This window comes from Aureitalea marina, from assembly GCF_002943755.1.
Classification (GTDB): Bacteria; Bacteroidota; Bacteroidia; order Flavobacteriales; family Flavobacteriaceae; genus Aureitalea; species Aureitalea marina.
In genome coordinates this window covers 2,410,827-2,428,979 of sequence record NZ_MQUB01000001.1, presented here as the reverse complement: position 1 = coordinate 2,428,979, position 18,153 = coordinate 2,410,827, and the positions used below count along the sequence as shown (strand labels likewise).

Annotated in this window: 16 protein-coding genes; 8 read left to right on the top strand and 8 right to left on the bottom strand. The window is 45.1% G+C overall.

Annotated features, from left to right (window positions below; translation table 11 throughout):
* Positions 1 to 90: 90 nt before the first annotated feature.
* Genes kbl through BST85_RS11075 form a run of 3 tightly spaced genes read right to left on the bottom strand, consistent with a single transcriptional unit; the run spans position 91 to position 4,471 of the window.
* Entirely contained in the window at positions 91 to 1,290 is a 1,200-nt protein-coding gene (kbl, locus tag BST85_RS11085) for a glycine C-acetyltransferase (RefSeq protein ID WP_104813303.1), read from the bottom strand.
* A gap of 26 nt (positions 1,291 to 1,316) precedes the next feature.
* Entirely contained in the window at positions 1,317 to 2,861 is a 1,545-nt protein-coding gene (locus BST85_RS11080; protein ID WP_146090707.1) for a 3'-5' exonuclease, read from the bottom strand.
* Positions 2,862 to 2,908: 47 nt separating this feature from the next.
* The gene (locus tag BST85_RS11075; RefSeq protein WP_104813301.1) at positions 2,909 to 4,471 is read right to left on the bottom strand and encodes a UvrD-helicase domain-containing protein; all 1,563 of its coding nucleotides are present in this window, start codon (positions 4,469 to 4,471) and stop codon (positions 2,909 to 2,911) included.
* A gap of 129 nt (positions 4,472 to 4,600) precedes the next feature.
* Here BST85_RS11075 and BST85_RS11070 point away from each other — a divergent pair, with 129 nt between their 5' ends.
* A complete protein-coding gene (locus tag BST85_RS11070; RefSeq protein ID WP_104813300.1) occupies positions 4,601 to 5,209 on the top strand; it encodes a superoxide dismutase in 609 nt (202 codons plus the stop codon).
* A 1,640-nt stretch (positions 5,210 to 6,849) separates the two neighbouring features.
* On the opposite strand, the gene BST85_RS11065 is transcribed toward BST85_RS11070, so the two are convergent.
* Together BST85_RS11065 and BST85_RS11060 are read right to left on the bottom strand one after the other, a co-directional pair.
* Positions 6,850 to 8,751: an amidophosphoribosyltransferase gene (locus BST85_RS11065; RefSeq protein ID WP_104813299.1), complete on the bottom strand. Its 1,902-nt coding sequence runs from the start codon at positions 8,749 to 8,751 to the stop codon at positions 6,850 to 6,852.
* Between the two features lie 45 nt (positions 8,752 to 8,796).
* Entirely contained in the window at positions 8,797 to 9,723 is a 927-nt protein-coding gene (locus BST85_RS11060) for a PfkB family carbohydrate kinase (RefSeq protein WP_104813298.1), read from the bottom strand.
* Positions 9,724 to 9,915: 192 nt separating this feature from the next.
* On the opposite strand from BST85_RS11060, the gene BST85_RS11055 reads away from it, so the two are divergent.
* Both BST85_RS11055 and BST85_RS11050 read left to right on the top strand, forming a co-directional pair.
* Complete coding sequence (locus tag BST85_RS11055) at positions 9,916 to 10,515, top strand: hypothetical protein (protein WP_104813297.1); 600 nt, start codon at positions 9,916 to 9,918, stop codon at positions 10,513 to 10,515.
* Between the two features lie 231 nt (positions 10,516 to 10,746).
* Positions 10,747 to 11,538 (top strand): hypothetical protein, encoded by a 792-nt coding sequence (locus BST85_RS11050; protein WP_104813296.1) that lies wholly within the window; start codon positions 10,747 to 10,749, stop codon positions 11,536 to 11,538.
* Positions 11,539 to 11,657: 119 nt separating this feature from the next.
* On the opposite strand, the gene BST85_RS11045 is transcribed toward BST85_RS11050, so the two are convergent.
* Together BST85_RS11045 and purN are read right to left on the bottom strand one after the other, a co-directional pair.
* Positions 11,658 to 12,299, bottom strand: coding sequence for a ribonuclease H1 domain-containing protein (locus BST85_RS11045; RefSeq protein ID WP_104813295.1), 642 nt, complete (start codon positions 12,297 to 12,299; stop codon positions 11,658 to 11,660).
* On the bottom strand, positions 12,292 to 12,882 hold the full coding sequence (gene purN, locus BST85_RS11040) for a phosphoribosylglycinamide formyltransferase (RefSeq protein WP_104813294.1): 591 nt from the start codon (positions 12,880 to 12,882) through the stop codon (positions 12,292 to 12,294). Before purN ends, BST85_RS11045 begins: the two co-directional genes overlap by 8 nt.
* 175 nt (positions 12,883 to 13,057) lie before the next feature.
* Here purN and BST85_RS11035 point away from each other — a divergent pair, with 175 nt between their 5' ends.
* Genes BST85_RS11035 through pyk form a run of 5 tightly spaced genes read left to right on the top strand, consistent with a single transcriptional unit; the run spans position 13,058 to position 17,283 of the window.
* On the top strand, positions 13,058 to 13,291 hold the full coding sequence (locus BST85_RS11035; RefSeq protein ID WP_034259990.1) for an acyl carrier protein: 234 nt from the start codon (positions 13,058 to 13,060) through the stop codon (positions 13,289 to 13,291).
* A gap of 14 nt (positions 13,292 to 13,305) precedes the next feature.
* Positions 13,306 to 14,559: a beta-ketoacyl-ACP synthase II gene (gene fabF, locus BST85_RS11030; RefSeq protein ID WP_104813293.1), complete on the top strand. Its 1,254-nt coding sequence runs from the start codon at positions 13,306 to 13,308 to the stop codon at positions 14,557 to 14,559.
* 6 nt (positions 14,560 to 14,565) lie between these two features.
* A complete protein-coding gene (rnc, locus tag BST85_RS11025) occupies positions 14,566 to 15,312 on the top strand; it encodes a ribonuclease III (RefSeq protein ID WP_104813292.1) in 747 nt (248 codons plus the stop codon).
* A gap of 46 nt (positions 15,313 to 15,358) precedes the next feature.
* Entirely contained in the window at positions 15,359 to 15,853 is a 495-nt protein-coding gene (locus BST85_RS11020) for an IPExxxVDY family protein (protein ID WP_104813291.1), read from the top strand.
* On the top strand, positions 15,853 to 17,283 hold the full coding sequence (gene pyk, locus BST85_RS11015) for a pyruvate kinase (protein ID WP_104813290.1): 1,431 nt from the start codon (positions 15,853 to 15,855) through the stop codon (positions 17,281 to 17,283). The genes BST85_RS11020 and pyk overlap by 1 nt, the downstream gene beginning before the upstream one ends.
* A 41-nt stretch (positions 17,284 to 17,324) precedes the next feature.
* On the opposite strand, the gene BST85_RS11010 is transcribed toward pyk, so the two are convergent.
* Positions 17,325 to 18,128, bottom strand: a complete 804-nt coding sequence (locus BST85_RS11010) for a hypothetical protein (RefSeq protein WP_104813289.1) — start codon at positions 18,126 to 18,128, stop codon at positions 17,325 to 17,327.
* Positions 18,129 to 18,153: the final 25 nt, after the last annotated feature.

Here is an 18,153-nt window from a genome sequence, read left to right as displayed (position 1 = left end):
AGAGCAAAAGTAAGTTGTTAAAGTTTATTAACAAAAGCAAATCTATTAAAATTTTTGGAAATCCAAGGGAAATAAAGGATTAATACAAACCTAGTTCTGGATAACGCCCAGTTCCCGTCCTACCTTAATAAAGGCGTTAATTGCACGGTCCAAATGTGCCTTTGTATGTGCCGCTGACAACTGCACTCTGATCCGGGCTTTTCCTTTTGGAACAACCGGATAAAAGAATCCGATCACATAGATACCCTCTTCCAGTAATTTATCGGCCATAACCTGCGAAAGCTTAGCATCATAAAGCATAACGGGTACTATGGCAGAGTCACCATCTACTATATCGAACCCAGCTTTCATCATCCCATTCTTAAAATATGCAGTATTTTCTGACAAACGATCTCTTAAAGAGGTGTCATTTTTTAACATATCGAACACCTTAATAGATGCTCCTACTATTGCGGGGGCCAGCGAGTTAGAGAATAAATAAGGTCGCGATCGTTGTCTGAGCATCTCGATGATCTCTTTTTTGCCGGTGGTGTAACCACCCATTGCTCCACCAAGGGCCTTGCCCAAGGTTCCTGTAATGATGTCTATCCTCCCCATTACACCTTTTTCCTCTAGGGTGCCACGTCCGGTATCCCCTATAAATCCAGCAGCATGGCATTCATCGATCATAACCAGGGCGTCATACTGGTCCGCCAGGTCACAAATCTTGTCCAGTGGAGCCAGAAGACCATCCATGGAGAATACGCCATCGGTGACAATGATCTTGAAACGAGCGCCATTCTCATTGGCGGCCTGGAGTTGTTTCTCCAGATCTTCCATATTGTTGTTGGCATATCTGTAGCGCGCAGCCTTACACAGCCTGACCCCATCAATGATGGAGGCATGGTTAAGAGAATCGGAGATGATCGCATCTTCAGGACCTAACAAAGGTTCGAAGACCCCACCATTGGCATCAAAGGCAGCAGCATAAAGAATAGTATCTTCAGTCTGATAGAAATCTGCGATCTTTTCCTCCAGTTCTTTATGAATGTCTTGGGTTCCGCAGATGAACCGAACTGAAGACATACCAAACCCGTGGGAATCCAGGGTATCCTTAGCCGCCTGTATTACCTCGGGGTGGGCAGATAATCCCAAATAGTTATTTGCGCAAAAGTTGATCACACTTTCGCCGGTAGACACAGTGATCTCTGCTCCTTGTTGGGACGTGATAATGCGTTCTTCCTTGAATAATCCCTGTTCCCGGATTTGATCCAGTTCCTGGCTAAGGTGGGCTTGTATTTTACCGTACATGTTTTAGTCTAGATTAGAGCTCAAATTTACTCCTTATTGATCAAAACTCCTTCAGAATTGGTGTATATAACGATTCGTTCCCTGACCTTAAATCCAATTTCTTCCAATGCTTTCCCATATTCTCGGACCTGATCCCGATGGTTCTTGTCTGGTGACCCGGTCTTGTAGTCGATTATGCTCACATATTTTTCTTTGTGAATGTTCACCCTATCGGGCCTTAGGCTGTGGCCGGCGGCGGTGTAGATTTCGCGTTCGTTCAGGATTTCGTCCCCACCATCGAAGAAGTGTACCAACTCATCGTGATGAATCACCCTCAGGATATGGTCTTTCAGGATGTTGATTTCCTGGCGATCCAATTTGTATTCCTGTTCTGCAAAGTCTAAAGCCAGGTTCAGATCTGCTTGGGTCTCGATGCGGGAGAGGGTATCGTGAACCAGATTTCCCCACCTGATAGAAGCTTCTGTTTCTGTATTCCAAAGTTTGGCGCGCCCACTTGCCAAATGTATCCGATCAAACAGTAAACCGCCAGAAGGCACCTTAATATCAGCTTCTGGGACTGAGGTTTTGACAGACGGAATGCTTTCCCTAGCCGCCTGTCCTATTTGAAACCATTGTTTGTGGTCTTCCCACATGTCTTGAGAAACCAAATAGTCCCTGAAATATTCTCCTGTATACGAAGGCCTGTCCTTCATGGGCCCGTGATCTTCTGTGATAATGGACAGTTGATCAATTGCACGGGTCAGGGCTACATAAACAAGATTCAAATTGTCCAATTGGGCCTTGGCTATTTCCTGGTCGTATATTTCGGCAATTTCTTCGGAGTATTCCTTGATGCCCTTATTGAATTTGATCAGTATTTGGTCTATCGATTCACAAGGCAAGGGATTCGGCACCCAGATCTTATGATCTCGGTAATCTTCAATCTTCATATCAGCCCAAGGAAAGATCACTATTGGGAATTCCAAGCCTTTGGACTTGTGAATGGTCATGATTTGCACGGCATCAGACCCTACTGAGCTATTCAGTGAGAACTTCTCCTTACCATTCTCCCAATGATCCAGAAAATCCATTTTCCCGTTAGGGGGCCTAATCGAGAAGGCCCAGACCATCTCCATAAATTCGATCGTGAAAGCATCTGATGTTAACGCTAGCTGAAGACCGGATATACAAGCCTGAAAGAATTCAAAAAGCGGGAGCTCCGACATAGCGACCCACGGCAAGTTGAAACCATTTTCCTGAAGTAAATTCTCCAAGCCAGAGCCATCAGTTTCCAAGCCATCCAAAACAAAATGATGTTTGTCCGCATGGCTTTCCAATCCATCAGACAAATAGGATAGGGCCTCAAATTTGGCTTGTTTGTTATTTGGGTTGATCGCCACTCTTAACAGGTTGATCAGCATTTCGACCTCCTTGGAACTTTTAAGTAGAAGGGATTCTCCCGAAACTATAGGAATTCCCTGTTCCATCAGAAAGGAAGAAACTTTTATTCCCTGGTCTTTCTTCCTGGTCAGGATACACATCTCATTCCATGAATACCCTTGATCCCTAAACTTTTGTATTTCTAGAAACACCTCCTCAAGATAGATCGGGTCCTTCTCACTGGCCTTTTGTTTAGAATTCAGGAATCCGATGCGAACACATCCCCCGGCCTTTTATTCGTTTCTTGCCGATTCCCTGTTCTGTATAGCTCTTGGTAAGCCATGTAGGAGAGGAATCCGGAGGTATGGGTAAAGAAACCATTGTTAAAGTCGATAATTTGATCCCGGCTCCGATAATTCCTAGGTAAATGACTCATTTGGACCATTGCTCCCTGGAAAGGGATGTTGGTCTGGTCCAATTCAATGAATTGTTCAGGTAATCCACCTCGCCATCGGTAAATGGACTGCTTGGCATCCCCAACCAGGGTTAGCTGACCAAAAGTTCCGTCTGTATATTGCTGTGAAAGTGCATTTTCGATGAGCGGAATAAGATTTTGCCACTGCAGGAAAGAGGTGTCTTGAAATTCATCGATCATAAACTTTCTGTAGCGTTCACCCAGTCGTTCATAAATAAAGGGAGACGGCTGGTCTTTTATTTTAGATCCTATGATACGGTTGAATTTATATATAGGTAGAATCTGTAGCTCCTTCTCCAGCCCTTGAATCTCATTGTCGATCAATTTTAGAACGGCAATCGGAATAAAGTTGGACAAAATATTCTCCAAAAAGCGGAGTTCAATGATAAGCGGTCGGGTGGCATGGTAGGTGGAGATGACGTCTGGCATTAGCCCATCTACAAGATCTTTTATTTCTTGTTTTTGCTTTGATGTATATGGGTCTTGAGACTCGAGGTTTTGCAGCCACTTGGTTTGAAGGTTCATGTCTGTATTACCTTCTGCCAGCTTCTGATAGAAATCGAAAATGTATCCGCGGGTAAAATTCAAGCGCTCGATATCCTTCTGACGGAACATCTCCATGATTCCTTCACCATTTGCTTGGATGAGTCTGCGAAGTCCGGCTACACGATCTAAAAGCGCTTGGCGATACTCAAGCAATTCCGTCAGGCTATTGCTCAGCAGCGATTCCAGCGATTCTTGCTCTTTATCCTTTGCCAGGATCTTGGAAGAATTGAAAAGATCATATCCAACATCCCAGGATTTGTCAGATTCGGTTTTCTCCAAGGCAAATTCGATCAAAAGGTCGGTCAAAACCCTTTCCTCGCCTACCTTATCGATCAATCGATCGACAGCCATAAGGAGCAAATCCTCGGTGTCCAGGCTCACCTCAAATTGTCCAGGTAGCTTGAGGTCACTAGCAAAAGTACGCAGCAAACGATGGTTAAAACTGTCTATGGTCTCTACACTGAACATGCCATAGTTGCGAAGCAAGTGTTCCAGTATTGAACGGGCCCTACTTTTGATTTTTGAACGATCCAGGCCAGTTGATTCAATTAGTTCCTCTAGCATGGCAGGAGGATCCTTTGGCTCGATCCAGCTCAGATCTATCAAGGTGGAAATAATCCTGTTCTTCATCTCTGCAGTCGCCTTATTGGTAAAGGTGATTGCCAGAATGTGCCGGAAGAATGATGGATTCTTGCTTATTAGTAGCTCTGTGAGGTATTCCCTGACCAGGGTAAAGGTCTTGCCGCTCCCGGCCGAAGCATCGTAGATAAAAATGTTGGGAGACGGGCCGCTGCTATCCATTAGTTGTAAAGTTAAGGCAATCTCCGGGTATTGGAATTATCTATTAGGCAATAAGTTTCTTATCGATTCAGTAACACAGCAGAAGCTTATTATTCGCTATTTTTATCAAGAAATTTAAACAGAATCATTATGTCATTCGAATTACCACAATTACCTTATAGTCACGACGCCCTGGAACCCCATATCGACACTAAAACCATGCAGATTCACCACGGGAAACATCATGCCGGTTATACAGCCAAGTTGAATGCGGCAGTAGATGGAACGGATCTGGCCGGAAAGAGCATCGAAGAGATCCTGGGAAGTCTGGATATGAGTAATGGTGCTTTAAGAAATAACGGTGGAGGTTATTACAACCATTGCCTTTTTTGGGAGGTCATGGGGCCTGATGGAGGTGGACAGCCAGGAGGTGATCTTGGGGCAGCCATCGATTCAGCATATGGGAATTTTGAAGGGTTTAAGGAAGCATTTGCCAAAGCTGCCGCCACTCAATTTGGCTCCGGATGGGCTTGGTTATGTGTTCATCCTGGTGGCAAGGTAGAAGTTTGTCAAACTGCTAATCAAGATAACCCATTGATGCCCGGTATCACCTGCGGAGGCACTCCTATCCTTGGAATTGACGTTTGGGAGCATGCATACTACCTGAACTACCAAAATAGACGGCCAGATTATGTAGAAGCTTTCTTTAGCGTAATCAACTGGTCTGAAGTTGCTCGTCGATACGAAGCGGGCAAGTAATTTTGCTAATTTTTAAGTGTTGGGCCCGGCTGTTTTCAGCTGGGTTTTTTTATGGTTGTCGGTTCTAAGTGTTGTATGAAAGCGCTGTCCTAATTCTTGAATTTGCTGGAGGTATCGATGTAATGGTAGGAATATAATGTCGAGAGGAGTAAATTGCAGCGGGTGGGTGGTACCCCAATCGAAATGAAGTTTTACTTGTAAAACCAAAGGTCCAGTGGACCTTTGATGTAGGTTGCCGCGTAATCGGAAAGCACCATTGTTGGATACGGAGTTTTACGGCGAAACACGCCCAATTTAGCTGAACATTAGGCAATAAAAAAAGGTAAGCTATACTGTGAGAAGAGTGGGAAACGCCTCGCTACTGACGTAGCTCGCCACCCCACTTTGTGGCAATAAAAAAAGGTAAGCTATACTGTGAGAAGAGTGGGAAACGCCTCGCTACTAACGTAGCTCACCACCCCACTTTGTGGCAATAAAAAAAGGTAAGCTATGCTGTGAGAAGAGTGGGAAACGCCTCGCTACTAACGTAGCTCGCCACCCCACTTTGTGGCAATAAAAAAAGGTAAGCTATGCTGTGGGAAGAGTGGGAAACGCCTCGCTACTAACGTAGCTCGCCACCCCACTTTGTGGCAATAAAAAAAGGTAAGCGGTTGCTTACCTTTTTTTGCCCCAAATCTACCATGAACTTAACCTACTTATGCTATGGTATATACCAAAGATAGGACATATTTCGTACAAAAAATAGTTTTTAGACAAATGTCTCCTTTTTTCGTTGAAAAGTACTTTTAGGGATCAGTTTTTGACAAATTCGTAGGATAATACTGATAGAATAAGCTGAATTTGATGATTTTGCAAGAGTTGCCTTACGGTTTGATCAATCAATTCATATAATTGGGTCATTAATTGAATGGGCATTTTGGATTTTGATTAGACTTCATTCAAGGGGTGCTTACTCCTACCCGACCGAAATGCAGTTTTGCCTGCTAAACCAAAGATCCGGTGGACCTTTGATGTAGGTTGCCGCTTTAGCGGAAAGAACACTTATAGATTTTATGCCTTGACGTAGAGATAGCTCAAGTGAGATTGTCTGAAATTGAGGCAAAATAAAAAGGCTAGCAGAAGAGAAGGAATGGAGAACGCCTCGTAGCTAATGCTGCTCGCTACCCGATCGCAGTGCAGTTTTGTTCGCAAACCAGAAGTCGGTGGACTTCTGACGGAGATTGCCGCGGGAGCGGAAGGGGCTGATATAATGAGCAGACTACCCTTGGGAGTCGAACTAGAGATGTCTCAAGTATAAAGGACGGCTAGCAGATGAGGGAGAATGGGAAACGCCTCGCGGCTTACGCCGCTCGCCACCCCTCATTTGGGACAAAATAAAAAGGCTAGCAGATGAGGGAGAATGGGAAACGCCTCGCGGCTTGCGCCGCTCGCCACCCCTCATTTGAGGCAAAATAAAAAGGCTAGCAGATGCTAGCCTTTTTGCCCCAAATCTTACCATGAACTTAACCTACTTATGCTATGGTATGAGTCAAAGATAAGTCAAGGAGGTTAATAAAAAGAGGATTTTTCCTACTTTTGGATAAACGGGTAGGAAAACTCGACAAAATGCCTAATTCGGGTATTTTGTCGCTTTTTTTGGTTTAATAAGCTCTTGCCGGATTGCCTTCGTAGAAATGTACAAAAGCTCTGTTCACCACGCGGTTCCCTCCCGGTGTTGGGTAGTCGCCTGTAAAGTACCAGTCTCCCAGGTTTTTTGGGCAAGCCATATGCAGGTCATCCACAGATTGAAAGATAATCTTGACTTCGGCATCAATCGATTCGTGAGTAAGTATTTCGGAGATCTTTTCAGAAACCTCCTCATCAGTGAAAGGCTCATATAAAGCTTTCACTTGGTTCACCACATCCTGCTTGTCCTCTTTCTCCAGTTCGGCTTTACATTTGGCGTAGATCTCATCAACGATTCCTTCGTTGCCTCTATCCTTATGTAGTTCGAGAGCTGCATTAAATGCGATCAAATGTTCAAGGCGAGCCATATCGATACCGTAGCAATCCGGATATCGGATCTGGGGAGCAGAAGACACTACCACGATCTTTTTTGGGTTCAATCGGTCCAGCATCTTAAGGATACTTTTCTTCAGGGTTGTTCCTCTTACGATACTATCATCGATGATCACCAAGTTATCTTCGGGTTTCACAACGCCGTAGGTAACATCGTAGACGTGAGCTACGAGATCGTCACGACTGCTGTCTTCAGTAATGAATGTCCGCAGTTTTACATCCTTGATGGCGATCTTTTCGGTACGAATGGTTTGTGATTGGATCTCTTCAAGTTTTTCAGGACTCAGAGTGTCCTTCTGTGCCAAAATGGCTTCGTTCTTTTGACTGTTCAATTCGTCCTGGGCCGCTTCCAGCATACCGTAGAAGCTGGTTTCTGCCGTATTAGGAATGAACGAAAAGACCGTATTGGCCGTATCCCTATCGATGGCATCCAGCACCTTGGGCATCAGTAAGGCGCCCAGCTTTTTCCTTTCTTGATAGATCTCGGCATCACTTCCTCGAGAGAAATAGATCCGCTCGAAAGAACAAGATTTTCGTTCTAAGGGCTCCAGGATCTGGTCCAGGGAAGTACGTCCGTCTTTCTTCATGACCAGGGCATGACCAGGGTCTAGTTCCTTAATGGACTCGAAAGGAACATTGAATACGGTTTGAATGGCAGGGCGTTCAGAGGCCACAACGATCACTTCGTCGTCCTGATAATAATAAGCAGGTCGAATACCAGCGGGATCTCTAAGTACGAATGCATCTCCATGACCTAGCAATCCGCCCATGGTATAACCTCCGTCCCAGTTCTTGGCTGATTTACGCAGGATTTTGGCGACATTCAAATGTTCTACAATAAAAGGAGAGGCCTCTCGCTTGCTCATTCCGTCAGCTTTGGCCTTTTTGTATAGTTTGCGAACTGCATCATCCAGGAAATGTCCGATCTTCTCCATCACCGTAATGGTATCGGCTTTCTCTTTAGGATGCATCCCTAAGCGGATCAGGTTTTCGAACAGCTCATTGGTGTTGGTCATGTTGAAGTTACCTGCAATGATGAGGTTTCGATGCATCCAGTTATTCTGTCTCAGGAAAGGATGAACACTTTCAATGCTGTTACCTCCAAAAGTACCATACCGTACATGCCCCATAAGAAGTTCGCCTATATAGGGTATATTCTTTTTCTGTAACTGAACGTCGTCCTTGACTGCGGGATCCTTCTCAAACTCCTCATTGATCCTGGAGTTGATCTGATCAAAAATGTGTTGAATGGGTTGCGGGTCGTTGGAGCGGATCCGACTGATGTATCGTTCCCCGGGGGAAACGTCCATTTTAATACTGGCAAAGCCAGCACCGTCCTGCCCTCGGTTGTGCTGCTTCTCCATCATCAGGTACATCTTGTTCACACCATAAAAGGCGGTACCGTATTTCTCCTTGTAATATTCAAGGGGTTTGCGAAGCCTTATCAGGGCAATTCCACATTCGTGCTTTAAAAAGTCGCTCATAACACCAAATTCAAAATAAAACGCCCAGTGAAAGGGCGTTATTTATTATGCGAGTTCTATATCGAATTGAGTCAGATTCTTAAATTGTTGAAGGCGTTGATGCATTTCAGGCTTGGACAGATCGATCAAGCGCTCCGTACCAAATCGTTCAACACAAAAAGAGGCCAATGCCGAACCATAGATAATGGCATTCTTCATGTTCTCGTAGCTGTAATCGCCGGTCTTCGCAAGGTAGCCCGCAAATCCTCCAGCAAAGGTGTCACCTGCTCCGGTCGGATCGAAAACTTCTTCCAGCGGAAGGGCAGGGGCAAAGAAGACTTCCTCCTTATGAAATAGAAGGGCGCCGTGTTCCCCTTTTTTGATGACTACGAATTTGGGACCCATGGTCATGATCTTGTGCGCAGCAACCACCAGGGAATATTCTCCTGTCAGTTGCCGGGCTTCCTCATCGTTTATGGTGATCACATCAACCATTTTAATCACTTGCATGAGCTCGTCCAGGGTGTTGTCCATCCAATAATTCATCGTATCCAGAATTATTAGATTTGGTCGGCTATTCATCTGCTCAATTACAGAGATCTGGATGTTGGGGTGCAGGTTGCCCAACATAAGCACTTCAGAATCCAGATAATTCTTGGCGACCACTGGTTTGAAATCTGCCAGGACGTTGAGTTCTGTAGAGAGGGTGTCCCTGGAATTCATGTCGTTGTGGTACCTTCCACTCCAGAAGAAGGTCTTACCGTCAGGGATGACCTCGATGGCCGAGATGTCCATGCCTTTATCTTCCAGGAGTTGCAGATAGGATTTTGGAAAATCACCACCAACAACAGATACGACACTTCCAGAAACTTTGAATTGGGAGGCGGCCAGACCTATAAATGTGGCCGCGCCACCAAGGATCTTATCACTCCTTCCGAATGGGGTTTCGATATCGTCAAAAGCGACAGTTCCGACGATTACCAATTTGCTCATATACCGCATTTGAAATGAGCTGCAAAGATAGGCTTTTGTGAATCAATCAACAATATGGTCAGCGACATCTGATTCGTCTAGATCATAGTGATCTAATCCTAAGGGGTGTACTGGTAATCAGATAAATAGATTTGCTATTGTAAGGAAGATTATTAATTTTGTGCTTATTACAAAATTTATCCCCAGACTACAGTGAAAAACTTCACCCTATCCCTAATTGTATTCCTTTTTAATTTTTCTGTAATATTTGGCCAGGTTGGTATAGGCACTACCTCTCCTTCTGCCCAATTGGAGATCGATGATTCCGGCTCCGGGCTTCCCGCCCTGGAATTGAATCCACAAACCTCACCCACCGGAACTGCAGATGGACAGATCGCTGTCATAGGAACAGAACTTTATCTGTACGATGATAAACGCGGCAAGTGGTTGAGTACACAAACAATACCTCTTTCATTTGCGAGGAGTGGGAACAGGGCCTCAGGAGGGCTACAATTTGGGGGAAATATGAACAACCAGAGCAGTGGTCCGATTATGCCTTTCGACGGTACAATTATTGCCGTTACGGCGAATTCTTCTGGTGGGACATCTGATAAGGAGTTTCAGATACGTGTTAGAAATGGTACAACAACTAATTCTTCTGTAAGCTTCAATCTTTCCAGTAACACTTACATTGACGACAAGACCAATACCGACTTCAGCGCAGGGGATTACTTGGTGGTGCGGTTAATTGATAATGGGGATGGAGACGTCTCACAGCCGACAGCCACCATATGGATCAAATGGAGAAATTAAACTCCTTCCTACAAACATAGAACAAATTCATTCTGTGATAACATTTTGTCGACAAAAAATGTATTTAAACGACAACTAAATACTTGGCTTGTAGGAATATAAGTAGAGTTGTGTGGTCTAAAAAGTGCATTTTATCGATAAAATAATTCTTCATAACGAAAATAACGTTAAATCATACGTTTAGCATAAGAAAATACCTACACTTGTAATGCCAATACAAATCTACAAGTCATGAAAAAGGTATTTACATTAATCTTAATCGTACTGACATTTAGTTCAGTACGTGCACAGATAGGAATTAATACGACCACCCCCGCCGATGGCGCTATCCTGGATATCAGTTCGTCTGATAAAGGAGTCATGTTTCCAAATATCGCCTTATCCTCTCGTGATGTTGAGGCTCCGGTAACAGAGCCTACACACGGTATTTTTGTCTTTAATACAGCAACTGCTGGAACAGGTGATATGGCGGTAACGCCTGGATATTACTGGTGGGATGATACAATTAGCGAATGGGTTAGGTTTACTTCAGGTGAAGATGGAAATCACTACGTCGGGGAGCTTTACGGAGGAGGAGTAGTCTTTTACGTATACGAAAATGGAAAACACGGGCTGATTGCTAGCCTGGATGATCTCAGTTCAGGTGGAGATTATACCCTGGAATGGGGTCCTAATTTTACGGATACTGATTCTCAAAGTTGGTGGGATGGTGCAACCAATACGTCAATAGCCAACTCCAATAGTCCCGTGGCCAATGACGCCGTTAAAGTATGTGAGGACTATGTTGCCCCAGACGGTACTTCAGATTGGCACCTGCCATCCATTGGTGAATTAAAGGCGCTTGAGGATGCGGCTTATGTACTCTTCAAAGTGCTTGATACCGATGGCGATTCCAGCACCAATGGCCCGGATTACAGTAGTCGCTATTGGTCGTCTACGTCAATTAGTAGTTGGGGGCCTACAGTTTTAACTTTTCCAATACGCATACCGATGCAGAGAGCAGAGGCGATGATTATCGCGTAAGAGCTGTCCGATCATTTTAAGAAATTAAACCTGACATAAGAAGATTTTATTCAACGCAGTACGAATACGTACAACTCTTTTCAACTTGTAAGGAACCCCTCGTGAAAACGGGGGTTGTTTCATTTCCGGCCAAAGTCTGCAGGGATCTCGCCCCAGGCCTTGGTTTCCCATTTGACGATCTTGGTCTTGTAAGTGTGTTTTTGTAGCCAATGCTCGGCCCGGTCTACCAAGTCAAAAATCGGCTTGTTCTTAGCACTTCTTTCCAACTTGGAATTGCATTTCTTCTTCTTGACCCATCCCATGGCGATGCGGGAGTCGGTATACAAGATCCGGTCGCTTCCATGTTTCTTTAAAAAAGCCAGGCCATGAACAAGGGCCAGGAACTCTCCTATATTATTTGTACCCTTCTCAAAGGGGCCTTGGTGAAACAGCTGTTTGCCCGTTTGGGTATCTACACCCCTGTATTCAACTTTTCCGGGATTGCCGCTGGAGGCCGCGTCTACCGCAATAGAATATAGGTTGGGTTCCCCAATTCGTTCCAATTCACTGCGGCTCAGTTTCTTTTTCTTCTTGGTCGTGGACTTTCCTTTGTAGTCTTCATAGCTTCTGTCATAGGCAATTTTGGCTTCTTTAAGACTTTCAAAGGATTTGTATTGGGCTCCGGAGATACCTGCTATGGCCTTCTTACACTTATCCCAGCTATCATAGATTCCATCCGGGTTGCCATACCAGACCACATAGTACTTCTGCTTTTTAGCCATGATCAATTTGAGAAGTGTTCCGGACCATCTGTTCGATGACCTTTGGATAGTATTGATATTCCAGCTGGTGTACTTTTTCGGCGATCTGCTCGGGGCTGTCCCCGGGTGACACCTCTACCTTGGACTGAAATAAGATGGCACCCTGGTCGTAGTGTTCATTGACCAAATGAATGGTTATCCCTGTTTCGGTCTCACCTTTTTCCTTGACAGCTCGATGTACGTGCATACCGTACATGCCTTTACCTCCAAATTTTGGCAATAAGGCCGGGTGAATATTGATCATATGCTCGGGAAAAGCCTCGATAAGGTGATGAGGGATCATCAGCAGGAAACCGGCCAATACCACGAAATCGATCTTACGTGTTTTCAATTCGGCCAAAAGGCCTGCAACATCTTTGAGTTGTTCCCTGTTAAATACAAGGGCTTCCACCCCTAATCGCTCAGCACGTTCTATAACGCCTGCTGTCGCCTTGTTTGTAGCTACCAAGGATACTTCCACATGCTGGTGATCTTCAAAAAACCGAATAATATTCTCGGCGTTGGTGCCATCACCCGATGCTAGTATGGCAATGCGTTGTTTCATGAATTGTAAGGGGTCTTCAATTAGGACAGAATCAATTCTTAAACAAAAGTAATCCAAACAGAATTTACTTACCGTAAAATTGATTAAATTGGATACACATTTATGCCGTCAATTGAGGTCATAAATCAAAATAGTGTATTTTTGCACCTTGTAACCAAACTTAAAAATTAGAATTATGTCAGACATTGCATCAAGAGTAAAAGCGATCATCGTTGACAAGCTGGGTGTTGATGAAAATGAAGTGGTTAATGAAGCAAGTTTCACCAACGACCTTGGGGCGGATTCATTGGATACCGTAGAACTTATCATGGAGTTCGAAAAGGAATTCGATATTCAGATCCCGGATGATCAGGCAGAGAACATTGCTACTGTTGGTCAGGCTATCTCTTATATAGAAGAAGCAAAATAATTTAACTTCCATATATGGAACTTAAGCGAGTTGTAGTAACTGGACTTGGTGCACTCACTCCCATAGGAAATAACATTGAAGCTTATTGGGAGGGATTAAAGAATGGTAAGAGCGGAAGCGCTCCGATCACCTATTATGACACTGAGAAATTCAAGACTAAATTCGCTTGCGAGATCAAGAACTACGATCCGAACGATCACTTCCACCGAAAAGAATCCCGAAAATTAGACCGTTTTGCACAATATGCGCTCATCTCTTCAGATGAAGCGATCGTTGATGCAAAAATGAACCTGGACGAACTAGACAAGTTTCGTATAGGTGTGATCTGGGGTGCAGGTATTGGTGGATTGCAAACGTTTCAGGACGAAGTGATAAACTTTGCAGAAGGGGATGGAACTCCACGTTTCAACCCCTTCTTCATTCCCAAAATGATCGCGGACATCGCTCCGGGTCATATTTCCATCAAACATGGGTTCATGGGGCCCAATTACACCACTGTTTCGGCCTGTGCGTCGTCTGCGAACGCTATGATCGACGCCCTGAACTACATCCGTTTAGGTCATTGTGATATAATAGTGACCGGTGGTAGTGAGGCAGCCGTTACCATTGCAGGTATGGGTGGTTTCAATGCCATGCATGCTCTTTCTACCCGGAACGAAAGTCCGGAAACAGCTTCACGTCCTTTCGATGCAACCAGGGATGGTTTTGTTTTAGGTGAGGGCGCTGGTGCCCTGATCCTGGAAGAGTACGAGCATGCCAAGAAACGTGGAGCCAAGATCTATTGTGAGGTAATGGGTGGTGGAATGTCTAGTGACGCTCACCACATGACTGCTCCTCATCCTGAGGGAATTGGGGTAGAGCGAGTGATGATCAACACCCTGAACGACGCCGGAATGAAACCGGAAGACGTAGATCATATCAATACCCACGGTACCTCAACCCCATTGGGAGATGTTGCCGAGCTGAAGGCCATTAAGGCTGTCTTTGGAGATCACAGCCCGAATATCAACATCAATTCGACCAAATCCATGACCGGGCACTTGCTGGGAGCAGCAGGAGCCATAGAAGCCATTGCTTCTATTCTGGCCATGCAAACTGGAGTGGTCCCTCCGACCATCAACCATACTACGGTGGATGAGAACATCGATCCATCTTTTAATCTGACCCTCAACAAGGCCCAGGAGCGCGAAGTCCGGGTGGCCATGAGTAATACTTTTGGTTTTGGAGGTCATAATGCTTGCCTGCTGTTCAAGAAGATAGACGATTAACCGTCTATGACTTCCCTAAAGAAAATATTCTCTAATCGACCGGAAGAGGAAAGTTCGTTCTATCGGGAGATCAAGGAAATACTTGGCTTTAAGCCCAACGACATTGAAATTTACGAGGAGGCCTTTACCCATCGTTCAATGAACGAGCGCAATAGCGAGGGCCAGCCGCAGAATTATGAACGCCTTGAGTTTTTGGGGGACGCTATGCTCAGTTCTGTAATTGCAGCACATTTATTCCGAGAAGTGCCTGGAGGTAACGAGGGATATTTGACCAAGATGAGATCCAAGGTGGTTAGCCGGGAGCATCTAAATGAGCTCGGGAGGGACCTGGATCTGATCCGCTTTATTAGAACCAGTATTCCCATTGAACAATTTGGCGGAAACATCCACGGAAACATCTTCGAATCCCTGGTTGGTGCCATCTACCTGGACAGGGGCTATAAGTATTGCGAGAAGTTTATCGATAAACGGGTCATCAAACCTTATGTCGACATAGAGAAGCTGGAGGGTAAGATCATCAGTTATAAAAGCCTCATCATCGAGTGGTGCCAAAAGAATAAGCAGAGCTTTAGGTTCCAAGTCTATCAAGACAGTGGGAATGAAGCTATCAAGCATTTTGCCGTAAAACTTCAGCTCGAGGATCAGATCGTCGCAAAGGCCAGGGCCACTTCCAAGAAAAAGGCCGAAGAGCGGGCGGCAAAGCGGGCTTATTACAAATTGAAGCGAAAAATTGATGTGGAAACTCCTCACTGAGTTTCAATTCCATTTTGGAAGACTTACTTTTGTAGCTTAGCTCGTTATGGCAACACAGAAGATGGTACTGGAATTGGAAGAATTCGAAGAGGAGTATTCTCTGGTCGCTATTCATTGCAGTGTTGCCTCGCACAAAATGGCCTTTATCCTGAACAAACGATTGAATACACGTTTAACAAGAAGACCGATCGACCTGGAATTTTCAAATCGGGGATTGGAAGTCACCTTTCCTCTTTATCAATACGACGATAACCAAAGTTATACCAGTTATTATCTGATCGGTAATGCCTGTCATAGCCAGGCGGCACAACTGCAGTCATCCGGGGGCTTGTTCAATGACCAATCAGATACCAGTCAGGTGACCACATTCCTAATTCCGGAGTTTAGAAAGGCTGATTATTTTTTAAAGGTGGAATCCGATCTCGAGCTTATTCCCCTCGACCAGATGGTGAGCGAACTAAACCAGGTCAATGAGGTGGTAACAGCCTATCAGGTAGAGCCGGATCGAATTAAATCCAAGAACAACTTAATATTTGACTGATGCCAGATCAGAAGAAAACTAAAATAGTTGCAACCCTCGGTCCTGCGACCAGTAAACGCGAAGTGCTCAAAGAGATGATCTTGTCTGGAGCCAATGTGTTTCGAATCAACTTTTCTCATGCCGATTACGATTCGGTCAAAGAACGGATCGAGCTGATACGTGACTTGGGGCGAGAATTGGGAACCAGTTCAGCCATACTTGCAGACCTGCAGGGGCCCAAGCTGCGGGTAGGAGTCATGAAAGAAGAAGTTGTTGTGCAGCCAGGAGACCAGATCGCGTTTTGCACCGGGAAAGAGTTTGAAGGCACCCGTGACAGGGTATATATGAATTACGAGCAGTTCCCCGCCGATGTCAAACCGGGTGAACAGATCCTGCTGGACGACGGGAAGCTGATCTTCGAAGTAGTGGATACCAATGGAAAGGATACAGTTAAAACCAAGGTCTTGCAAGGTGGCCCTCTTCGTTCCAAAAAAGGGGTCAACCTTCCAAATACCAATATCTCACTACCTGCATTGACCGCCAAGGATAAGCAAGACGCCATTTTTGCCATCAGTCAGGAAGTAGATTGGATCGCTCTGTCCTTTGTGCGCAACTCAGACGATCTGAAAGAACTGCAGGCGCTTATCGAGGCTCACAGCGAATACAAGATCCCGATCATTTCCAAGATAGAGAAGCCGGAAGCGGTTCAGAACATCGACAAGATCATTGCCTATAGTGATGGCTTGATGGTTGCCCGAGGTGACCTCGGGGTTGAGATTCCCGCAGAGCAAGTTCCGCTGGTTCAAAAACAACTGGTGCTTAAGGCTAAGATGGCGCGTATTCCTGTGATCATCGCCACTCAGATGATGGAGACCATGATTACCTCCTTAACCCCGACCAGGGCTGAGGTGAATGATGTAGCTAACTCAGTCATCGATGGTGCAGACGCCGTGATGCTTAGTGGTGAGACCTCGGTTGGGAACTATCCTGTTCAGGTTATTCAAAAGATGAGTTCCATTCTGAAACATGTAGAGAATTCACCTTTGATCAAAGTTCCCCACGAACCCCCACAAATCAGGACTAATCGATACATTACCAAGTCTGTTTGTTATCATGCAGCCAAGATGGCCGATGAGATCCAGGCGAAGGCTATTTGTACTTTGACCAATAGTGGATATACGGCCTTCCAGATATCGGCCTGGAGACCAGATTCCCATATCCTGGTCTTTACATCCAATACCCGGATCTTGAATCGTCTCAATCTGCTTTGGGGCGTGAATGCTTTTTTCTATGACAAATTCGTCAGTACGGACGAGACCGTAGAGGATATAAATAAGATTGCCGCCAAGGGCGGTTTTGTCAAGAAGGGAGATTATTTGGTCAACCTTGCGGCCATGCCGATCACAGACAAGGGAATGGTGAACACCTTGAGGGTCTCGCAGGTTAAATAAAAAAACTCCGGTTTTAACCGGAGCTTCTATTCAATAGCTACTTATTTCGTCACTTCCGTTCGGGTGATCAAGATCGCACCCTCTTTTTCTATGATACTGACCCGGTTACTGTATTTGGCAGAGGAGTATATGTATTCGATCTTCTGTAATTGATCGTCCTGGCGGGTGATCTCCAATTGACTTACCCAAAGATCTCTTTTTGGCTTGCTATCCTTGATGAGCTGGAAATCCTTGCCTGCAGGTAATGGGAATTCAAACTCCTTGGGGAACTCGTATAATCGCTGGCCAATGAAAAAGGCTTCATGCCAATGGGCACCGGGCAGCGAAATAGTCTCTGTTAAAGTAGGTTTGCTGACCGTTCCGCCATTTGTTTTAGTAAAGGTCACCTCTGGAAAGACCTTGCTCAGTTCGTTAGCGTAGCCTTCTACTGAGATATCTTGTTCGGGTGGGAAATAGCGGGATAAATAGCCGTTAAAGGCGTATCCACTGCGGTGGTCAAATTCCACCATGTCCATTCCACCGGCAATTCCGGAAACGGTCATGGTCCTTTCGGCTTCAGGCTGAATCAGCTTGACCCGACTACCATATGGCATTTTCGCTAGTCTGTTGCTCTGAAGGTTGGCATACTCTCGCAAGGACAGTCCACTGTAAGCTGTAATATACCGATACCGATCTTCAGAGATCGAATCTTCAATATCTACCTCTGCCAGGGCAAGATCGTTGTTTTCCAAAGAAAGGATTTCAGCCGTTTCAGTGGTCAAGTCGTTTTTGGGATTCTCCTCTTTGCAGGAGATCATGGGAAGGGCAACCAGCATGGCTACCAATAACAGAACTACTTTTCTCATAATTTTCAGGTTTAGTGTGAATAAA